General features: G+C 65.4%; 12 protein-coding genes and 2 tRNA genes. 8 read left to right on the top strand and 6 right to left on the bottom strand.

Features of this window, described 5'->3' with window-relative positions; genetic code table 11:
- Positions 1-349 precede the first annotated feature (349 nt).
- From ACNA7R_RS17810 to ACNA7R_RS17825, 4 genes are all read right to left on the bottom strand, one after another.
- Positions 350-425: transfer RNA gene (locus ACNA7R_RS17810), tRNA-Cys, on the bottom strand.
- Between the two features lie 173 nt (positions 426-598).
- Positions 599-672, bottom strand: a tRNA-Lys gene (locus ACNA7R_RS17815).
- Between the two features lie 65 nt (positions 673-737).
- A complete protein-coding gene (locus ACNA7R_RS17820; protein ID WP_416284870.1) occupies positions 738-1436 on the bottom strand; it encodes a hypothetical protein in 699 nt (232 codons plus the stop codon).
- Between the two features lie 57 nt (positions 1437-1493).
- Positions 1494-1625 (bottom strand): hypothetical protein, encoded by a 132-nt coding sequence (locus ACNA7R_RS17825; RefSeq protein ID WP_416284871.1) that lies wholly within the window; start codon positions 1623-1625, stop codon positions 1494-1496.
- A 428-nt stretch (positions 1626-2053) separates the two neighbouring features.
- On the opposite strand from ACNA7R_RS17825, the gene ACNA7R_RS17830 reads away from it, so the two are divergent.
- From ACNA7R_RS17830 to ACNA7R_RS17865, 8 genes are all read left to right on the top strand, one after another.
- On the top strand, positions 2054-2548 hold the full coding sequence (locus ACNA7R_RS17830; protein WP_416284872.1) for a ferritin-like domain-containing protein: 495 nt from the start codon (positions 2054-2056) through the stop codon (positions 2546-2548).
- A gap of 350 nt (positions 2549-2898) precedes the next feature.
- Positions 2899-4353, top strand: coding sequence for a sodium-dependent transporter (locus ACNA7R_RS17835; RefSeq protein ID WP_416284873.1), 1455 nt, complete (start codon positions 2899-2901; stop codon positions 4351-4353).
- Positions 4353-4670 carry a hypothetical protein gene (locus ACNA7R_RS17840; protein ID WP_416284874.1) on the top strand — a complete coding sequence of 106 codons (318 nt, stop codon included), beginning with the start codon at positions 4353-4355 and terminating at the stop codon, positions 4668-4670. Before ACNA7R_RS17835 ends, ACNA7R_RS17840 begins: the two co-directional genes overlap by 1 nt.
- Before the next feature lie 38 nt (positions 4671-4708).
- Positions 4709-5182 (top strand): ribosomal protein S18-alanine N-acetyltransferase, encoded by a 474-nt coding sequence (gene rimI, locus ACNA7R_RS17845; protein WP_416284875.1) that lies wholly within the window; start codon positions 4709-4711, stop codon positions 5180-5182.
- Positions 5183-5233: 51 nt separating this feature from the next.
- Entirely contained in the window at positions 5234-5653 is a 420-nt protein-coding gene (locus tag ACNA7R_RS17850) for a DUF5810 domain-containing protein (RefSeq protein WP_416284876.1), read from the top strand.
- A 25-nt stretch (positions 5654-5678) separates the two neighbouring features.
- Positions 5679-6095, top strand: a complete 417-nt coding sequence (locus ACNA7R_RS17855; RefSeq protein ID WP_416284877.1) for a DUF5809 family protein — start codon at positions 5679-5681, stop codon at positions 6093-6095.
- Positions 6096-6238: 143 nt separating this feature from the next.
- Positions 6239-6811 carry an NUDIX hydrolase gene (locus ACNA7R_RS17860; protein WP_416284878.1) on the top strand — a complete coding sequence of 191 codons (573 nt, stop codon included), beginning with the start codon at positions 6239-6241 and terminating at the stop codon, positions 6809-6811.
- 62 nt (positions 6812-6873) lie between these two features.
- On the top strand, positions 6874-7242 hold the full coding sequence (locus tag ACNA7R_RS17865; RefSeq protein ID WP_416284879.1) for a rhodanese-like domain-containing protein: 369 nt from the start codon (positions 6874-6876) through the stop codon (positions 7240-7242).
- Between the two features lie 137 nt (positions 7243-7379).
- Here the strand turns inward: ACNA7R_RS17865 and yciH are convergent, their stop codons facing one another.
- Both yciH and ACNA7R_RS17875 read right to left on the bottom strand, forming a co-directional pair.
- Positions 7380-7673, bottom strand: a complete 294-nt coding sequence (yciH, locus tag ACNA7R_RS17870) for a stress response translation initiation inhibitor YciH (protein WP_005553381.1) — start codon at positions 7671-7673, stop codon at positions 7380-7382.
- A gap of 68 nt (positions 7674-7741) precedes the next feature.
- Positions 7742-8233: proton-conducting transporter membrane subunit (locus ACNA7R_RS17875; protein ID WP_416284880.1), on the bottom strand; the 492-nt coding region annotated here is incomplete at its 5' end.

Raw genomic sequence — 8233 nt, forward strand, 5'->3', positions numbered from 1 at the left:
GAAATCCGATTCGCCGCCACCACTCATACTCAGCCTTTCAGCCCGCACAGCGCCCGCTGTGTGGGCTTTTCGTATTTTTCAATCACAAGCTTTGCCACTCCTCCGTACAGAATCCCTCCACTCATAATTGCTCTCTCGTCGGAACGAACTTGAGAGCCGTAGCTATCGAAGGCGATACGGGTCGACCACCGAAGGTGTAAGACCGATACCGGCGAAACGACCGTCTGCGTGACGGTGAGTGACCTCCTGTGGGTTCACAGTTCAACCGGCGCCGATAAGATCGTGGTGCCGAGGCCGCAACTGCCTCTTCGACCGTTGAGTTCTCGAGCTACTCACTGAGTTAGAAGCAAGCCAAGGGCCGGATTTGAACCGGCGGTGGGCGGCTCTGCAGGCCGCTGCGTTCGGCCGGACTCTGCCACCTTGGCGCGGTTCTGTGTTGTCACCGCGGTCGTTTAAACATAGCGGTACGGACCGGTCTCGAGAAGGTGTTTCGAACCCGCTGTGATTCGAGTACACGGTTGCAGCGAAACTGCGCTCCTCGTTTCAATTCCGCCGGTTCCGTTACCTGTCGCTCACGGATTTGTTCGCGACAGGAAAGCGGGCCGGGCGCGATTTGAACACGCGACCGTCTGGTTAAAAGCCAGACGCTCTGCCAGACTGAGCTACCGGCCCTCCGTCTCTCACTACCGGCGAGTACCGGTTAAACGTTTCTTTCTCGCTCCGTGACAGCGCCGGTGTCAGTCGAAGTACTCCTCGAGCGCGGCCGTCACGAGGTCGCCGGGAGCGACGTCTTCGATCGACGCTCGGCGCCGGAGGTCCCGGTAGCTGTCCGGAGCGAGCGCGACCTCGATCCGGCCGAGTTCGACGTCGTACTCCCGGAGCGCGTGTTCGATCGGCGTCCCGTCGTTGACGGCGCTGGCGACGCTGCGGACCTCGCGGACGGTGAGGTCGCCGTCGAGCGTTGCCCAGGCGAGAAGGAGCCGAGCCTCGCCGCCGACGCGGGCGATGTGTTTGGCGGCCGTCGGTGCGATTCGACCGAGCGCGACCTGCTTGCGAACCGATCGCGGCAGGTCGTGAACGCGAGCCCACTTGCGGATGAACGACACGGTCGCGTTTCCGCCGGTGCGTTCGGCTGCGGCCTTGTACGATCCCTCGCCGCGGACGAGTGCGGCACAGGCGGCGGCGCCGCGGAGCATGTAGAGGTGATCGTCGTTGGTGTCGCCGCTCGCGAACTGGCGAACGGTGTCGGCGGCCTCGGCGAGTCGCTCTGGATCGTCGGGATCGAACTGGACGGCCTCTCGAGCGTGGGGCCCGGCGACCGATTCGTCACCTCGGATGACGGGGGCGCCGACCGGCGACTCCCGGTCGGTCGGGACGAGCTCCGCGGTCCCGTCGGATTCATCCTCGGTACGGCGCCGAGGGCGATCGTTAGTCATGGGGATGCAGACGGGCCGTAAAGCCAAAAAGAACGAGGTTTTGGCGATAGTCGCCCGTCATTCGTCTCGCTTTTCGGCGAGGTGCTCCCAGATTTCTGTGCAGCCGGCTCCCTCTTCGATCCCGTCGAGGTGCGAATCGTCCGCGTCGTCTTCGATCGGTTCCGGCTTGCAGTCCGGGGCGTGTGCCATAGGCGACCGTTGGAAGTCCGAGGGAATAAGTGGCGCTTCAGCCGCAAAGGATACCCGTGCTCACCCGTCTCGGACAATGGTGCCGGTATCTCGGATCGTCCGCCGGTCGGTCGTTCGACGGGCGAGCGGCGGGAACGGTCCGCTACCGCTGCTCGAGTGGCACTCCCGCGTCGACACCGGCGTTCGATACACGTCGGGTCCGGATCAGGACGACTCGAGACCGGTCTCCCGTTCGAGGGACGGGCGCTCGGCTCTGCAGGCGTGACGGAGAGCGGGCGAATTTGACCGGTATGTGTGGAAGGTCGAACGGACCGGGAACCGAAACCGACGGTCGGCTCTTACACGTGCCGAGCAGCCACCCGGCGGCTTCGACACCGCCTGCCCTCACAGGGAGGCGATTTTTTGCCGGCGGAGACGCTGGTGGAACGATGACAGTCGAAACCATTCAGGAGCTGTTCGAGCACGGCCTCGAGGACATCTACCACGCCGAGCACGAACTGCTCGACGCGCTCGAGGACCTCGAGGAGAACACCGAACGCGAGGAGATCTCGTCGGCGTTCGCCGACCACCGCGAGGAGACCGAGGAACACATCGACCGCCTCGAGGAGGTGTTCGAGATCTTCGGCGAGCCACCCGAGAAGGAGGAGTGTGAGGGCATCAAGGGGCTGATCCAGGAGTACGAGGAGTTCACCGCCGAGGATCCCTCCCAGGAGGTGCTCGACTACCACAGCATGGCCGCCGCGGAGAAGACCGAACACTACGAGATCGCGGCCTACGGCAACCTTATCCCGCTCGCCGATCAGCTCGGGATGGACGAGGCGGCCGATCTCCTCGAGGAGAACCTCCGTGAGGAACAGGCGGCCCTCGACGAACTGACGGAGCTAACCGAGTCCTTCGAGATGGACGCGATTCCCGCGGAGTAACACCATGACGGACGATACCGAGGACGAATCCGACGAGGAGACCCAGTACGGCGGCATCGAGGACGAGCAACCCGAGACCTCGATCGACGAAGACGACGACGAAGAGTAGCGCGTCGGCTTCTCGAGGTCACCGTGTTTCGAGTGCAGCGGGTATCGCAGCTACCGCGATCTTTCCGGGCCGTAACGATCCGGCTGCGTTACGAGCGAACTGCTCCCGCCCGACGGCGGATAGCTGATCCTCCGACAGGCTCCGGCCCTGGACGGCCGTCTCCCGACCCTCCGCACGGTCCCGTGCTGGCACATAACACATATGGTCCTGCTCGAGGTAGACCCCTCCGGAGGAACACAATATGGCAGACGCCAAGACGGCTCGAGCGGAGTGGGGAACGAGATTCGGGTTTTTGATGGCGATGATCGGCGCCATGGTCGGCGCCGGGAACATCTGGCGGTTTCCGTACGTAATGGGGAACAACGGGGGCGGAGCGTTCGTCCTTGCCTTTCTGGTCCTGTTGTTTCTCCTCGCCGTTCCCGGACTGATGGCGGAGGTCGCGCTCGGACGGTACACGAACAAGGGGATTATCGGCGCGTTCCGCGACGTCGTCGGTCGGGGTGGACTGGTTGGGCTCGGGGTAATCGTCCTGCTGGTCAACATCGCGCTGATGTCGTACTACTCGCCGTTGATCGGCTGGACGCTGTACTACGCCGTCCACTCGTTGCTGTTCTCGTTTACGGCGACCGGGTTCGAAGCCGAGCCGTTCATGGAGGCGTTTTTCGCGAACCCGGCGCTGATGATCGGGCTCCACACCGTCGTGATGGGCAGTGTCGCAGCGGTGCTCCTCCTTGGCATTCGGCGGGGTGTCGAACGGCTGGTCGTCTATGCCGTCCCGGCGTTGGTGATCGCACTGGTGATTATGACGGTTCGCGGACTTACCCTTCCGGGTGCAAGCGAGGGGATCGCCTTCACGTTTAGCATCCAGTGGGAGTACCTGTTCGAGGGCTCGACGTGGATCGCCGCGCTCGGACAGGCGCTGTTCTCGACCGGACTCGGCTGGGGGATCGCTCTGACCGTCGGGAGCTACTTGCGGGAGTACGACGACGTTCCCCTCGGTGGCGGCGTCTTCACCGCGATTGGCGAGTCGAGCATCGGTATCCTGGCGGCGCTGGCGATCTTCCCCGTGGTTTTCGCGGTCGGCGTCGAACCCGACGCCGGCGCTGGACTCGCGTTCATCTCGCTCGTTCAGGTCTTCCCGGAGATCCCGCTGGGCGGGCTCGTCGCGATCCTGTTTTTCCTCGGCTTCTTCCTCGCGACCTTCACCTCGGGGGTCGTCATCACGGAGGTCAGTGTCACGACGTTGACCGAGGAAACTGGGCTGAGTCGAACCCAGACGGTGCTTGGCGTCTGCGGGACGATCTGGCTGCTCGGCATCCCGAGCGCGTACTCCGCCGATATCCTCGACTACCTCGATTTCGTCTTCGGCAACTGGGGGCTCCCGCTCGCGACGCTGGCCATCATCGGCGTCATCGGCTGGGTCCTCGGTCCGGAACGCCTCCGCCTGCTGGCGGTCAACCGTAACGCCGGAATCTACGTCGGCAAGTGGTGGGATCCGGTCATCAAGTACGTCATCCCGGCCGTGATGATATTCATTATGGCCTACTTCGCCTGGGAGGACTTCGGCTCGCCGGAGATGATCGGCGGGATGCTCGTCATCGTGCTGTTCCCGATCATCGGCTACGGAATCATGTCGGTTCTCGAGGGTCGCGGCGGCGGTCCCGACACTGCGGACGTAACCGGAGGTGACGACTGATGGTGCTGACCGCCGAAGTGATCGGAATGCTCGTCTTCACGCTGGCAGCGTTCTGGGGTCTGGCGACCTGGTCGCTCGTCCGAACGATGCGCCAGGAGGGGCGCAAGGTCGAGATCCTCGAGCACCAGGATCGGATGGACACCTACTCGCCGAAGGCGCTGGCGGAGCTTCGGGAGTGGATCGAGTCGAACCCGGACGATCCACTCGTCGACGACGCCCGCCGACAGCACAACGAGTGCGTCGAGGCCCTCGAGGAGACCGACAGGCGGTTCTACGACTGGTCCGAGGAGGAGATCGACCGCCTCGAGCGGATCTGAGCGGGAGGGCTTTTGGTACTCGAGGGGGTAGATCGGGTGTGACGACGTCGGCCCCGGCCCCCGACGAGGAGTGCTCGATTCGGCCCGCGGAGCGTGCGGATCTGCTCGCGGTCGTTCGCATCGAACGGGAGTCGTTTCCCCAGCCCTGGCCCTACGACGCCTTCGAGCGCTTTCTGGGCGAACCTGGGTTTCTGGTCGCCGTCGACTCCCTGGGCGCGGTGACGGGATACGTCGTCGCCGACGTGAACCGCCAGTACGGCCGCAACCGCGGCCACGTCAAGGATATCGCCGTCCATCCGGAGCATCGCGGAAGCGGCGTCGGCTCGACGTTGCTGTCGCGCATCGTCGCCGTCCTCCTCTCCCACGGCGCCGACTCGATCAAACTCGAGGTTCGCGAATCCAACGACGCGGCCAAACGGCTCTACCGGAAGTTCGGCTTCGAACCGCTCCGGCGGGTGCCGGGGTACTACGACGACGAGGACGCGATCGTCATGGTTCGAAAGCTCGAGTGACGGGCGGGCGGGAGCGGGGAGGTTTTAGGACCGACGACCCTACCATCGAGCATGGGATACCGCTGTCCGGTCTGCGAGACGGAGGAGGTCGACGCAGTCCACCTCGCGAACCACCTCGCCGTCACCGCCTCGCTGGGACGGCCGGATCACGAGGCCTGGCTCGAGGACCACGCCCCCGACTGGGGTGACTGCAGCCCCGAGGAACTCGGCGAAATCGTCAGCGAGCACGCTGAGACGGTCGAGACGCCCGAGTTCGACGATCACGACCACGCCGATCACGGCCGCCCGGACGGGCTCGAGGGCGACCTCGCCCGCCAGAGCCGCCAGCCGGGTCGCGGCTCGATGACGGCCGAGGCCGAACAGGTACTCCGGGAGGCGCGGGAGCTGACCGAACAGATGGCCGACGGGATCGACGGCGCTGCCGACGGCGAGGCCGAATCCGGGATCGAGAACGAAAACGAAAACGCGTAACTGCCGGACCCGCGAGGATCCTCGTATGGAGACGACGGGAACGTTCACGTTCGAGTCGGCCGCGGAAGCACGCGAGCGCTACGAGTCGGTCGGGCCGGCGGCACAGACGGTCGTCCGCGAGGTCGCGAAGGCGATGGCGTTCGACCGCGAGGAGTACGACGAGCGCGTCGACGGCGACGTCGTCGAGACCGCCCGTGACGCGCTGTTCGCGAGCTTACTCGAGGTGCGGGTCGGCTCCCGCGAGGAGTACGAGGAGTGGCGCGAGGGCTACGACGGCGACGTAACCGAGGTCGGCCACGAGCGCGTCGATCGCGTCGTCTGGCACGCCGGGCCGGCCGGCGAGGCCGTCGCGGCGACGTTCCAGGACGAGCAGGCGGCCGCGGTCGCGACGCTTCGCCGTCAGGCGTTCGGTCGACTCTATCGGGAGCTCCTCGAGGACTGATACGGATTGCTGTACCGATTTACCGGCGCAACCGCCGCCCGGGTCGCGGTTGCGCCGGAAGTGACTTACAGTAAACCGTATGACGGCGTCCCTCGAGCGCGGAGACGGTATCTATTCCCCGCTCGAGCACGCAGCCGTTTTCCATGACCGACATCGGCGACTGGGAGCTCCTGGAGGAAGTGACCGAGTACGACACCCCGTGGTACGAGGGCGGTTACGACCGACTTCGGCAGCCAGACGGCTCCGAGAAAGAGTACTACTGGGCCGACCTCCCGCCCGCGGTCGTCGTCGTCGCTCGAGTCGATGCCGACGTCATCGAGGACGACGATGGCGGCGACGGCGATCACCTGCTGTTCGTCGAACAGTACCGCCCGACGATCCGCGAGACTCACCTCGAGCTTCCCGCGGGGATCGTCGAGGACGGCGAATCGTACACGACCGCGGCCGCCCGCGAACTCGAGGAAGAGACCGGGTTTCGCCCCTCGAGCACCGCGCTCTTACAGGAGTACGCCGTCGCGACGGGCGTGTTGCGCCACGACCGGGCGGTCGTCTACGCCGAGGGCCTTGAACCCGGCGAGCGCGAACTCGACAACAACGAGTTCCTCGAGGTGCGGACGGTTCCCGTCGCCGAGGCCCTCGAGCGCGCCCGCGAACAGCCCGCGAACGACTCGACGCTGACCGCGCTGTTGCTCGCGAAAGAGGAGGGGCTGCTCTGATCGCCGAGTCCGCGGTCCTGGACCCGTGGGGCTTATTCACGCGGCGTTCCAACGCCAGGGCGATGGACGGGGAAATCTCGACGGAGGAGGTAAAGCAGCTGATGGACGAGGATGCAGACGTCCGCGTCGTCGACATCCGTGACGAACGCAGCTTCGCGCACAGTCAGATTCCGGGCAGCGAGAACCTCCCGTTTCAGCAGCTCTCGGCCCGAATCGAGGAACTCGAGGGAGCGGACCACATCGTCACCGTCTGCCCGCACGGAAAGGCGAGTGTCCAGGCGGCCCAGCTCATCGGCTCCTACGAGGGGACCGCCGACGCCCGCGTCGAGAGCATGGCCGGCGGACTCGAGGAGTACGGGATGAAGTACGGGCTCGCGCGCGGCGAGGCCGACGACGCCGCGGACGCCGAATCCCCGGAGTCGCCGTTCTGAGTTCGGTTTTCTCGCTTGCGAGAGAGTCGAGCCGGTGGCTCGCCGACGTTCTCGCCGAAAAAGATCGGTATCGTCGCTGAGAGATGCGGTGCGCGAGTCGTGGGTTCGGAAGTCGTCTCAGAGCATCGCGGGCTGGATCAGGCGACGTTGAAGCCGCGGTCCCGAAGGAAGTCCTCGATGCGGCCGGTGTGGTTGCCCTGGAGTTCGATCTGGCCGTCCTCGACGGTGCCGCCGCAGGCGAACTTGGACTTGAGATCCGACGAGAGACTGTCCAGATCGACGTCCTTCGGATCGAATCCTTCGACGATCGTTACCTCTTTTCCGTATCTGCGCTCGTCAATGCGGATGTTGAGTTGCTGTTGTCCCTTGGCTACGTCCTCACAGACGCAAAGCTCTTCAGGCAGCCCGCACGTCGAGCAGACTTCCGACATTACGGTCGAAAGTACGGAATGGGCATATTAAACACTATCGGGACCTGCGCCGCGTCGGGCGGTCTTTTTTAAAACCGCCGGAGGAGCGGGAGGCGTTCTCGAGCCAGGTCGTCGACGATCGCGATCGCCTCGTCGGCCGCCTCGCGATCGACGCCGCCGCCGTAGGTCGCCCGCTCGTAGCAGCGTGCGACCCGCTCTGCGCGCGGATCGACCGGTTCTTTCGCCGACAGCGCCGCGAGGTACTGCCGGCTCGACTCGCCGCGCCGTCGCGGCCGGTACTCGCGGGCCAGCAATCGCTCGAGCCGGCGGTACGCCCGCCGGGCGTCCTCGTCGGGGTCGCCGCGCCGGCCGTGCCAGTAGAGGCGGAACTCCCGGCGGGCCCGTCGGCTCGCGCCGGTTCGCCGAACCCCCGCCGCCAGCCCGACCAGCGCATAGCCGACATGGCCGATGGAGGAATAGGCCAGCAGCCGCTTGATGTTGCTCTGGCCGATGGCCGCAAAAGCGCCCAGCACCATCGAGGCGATGGCGACGAACACCACGATCTGCTGCCAGTCGGCGGT

This window comes from Natronococcus sp. (assembly GCF_047921035.1).
Taxonomy (GTDB): Archaea; Halobacteriota; Halobacteria; order Halobacteriales; family Natrialbaceae; genus Natronococcus.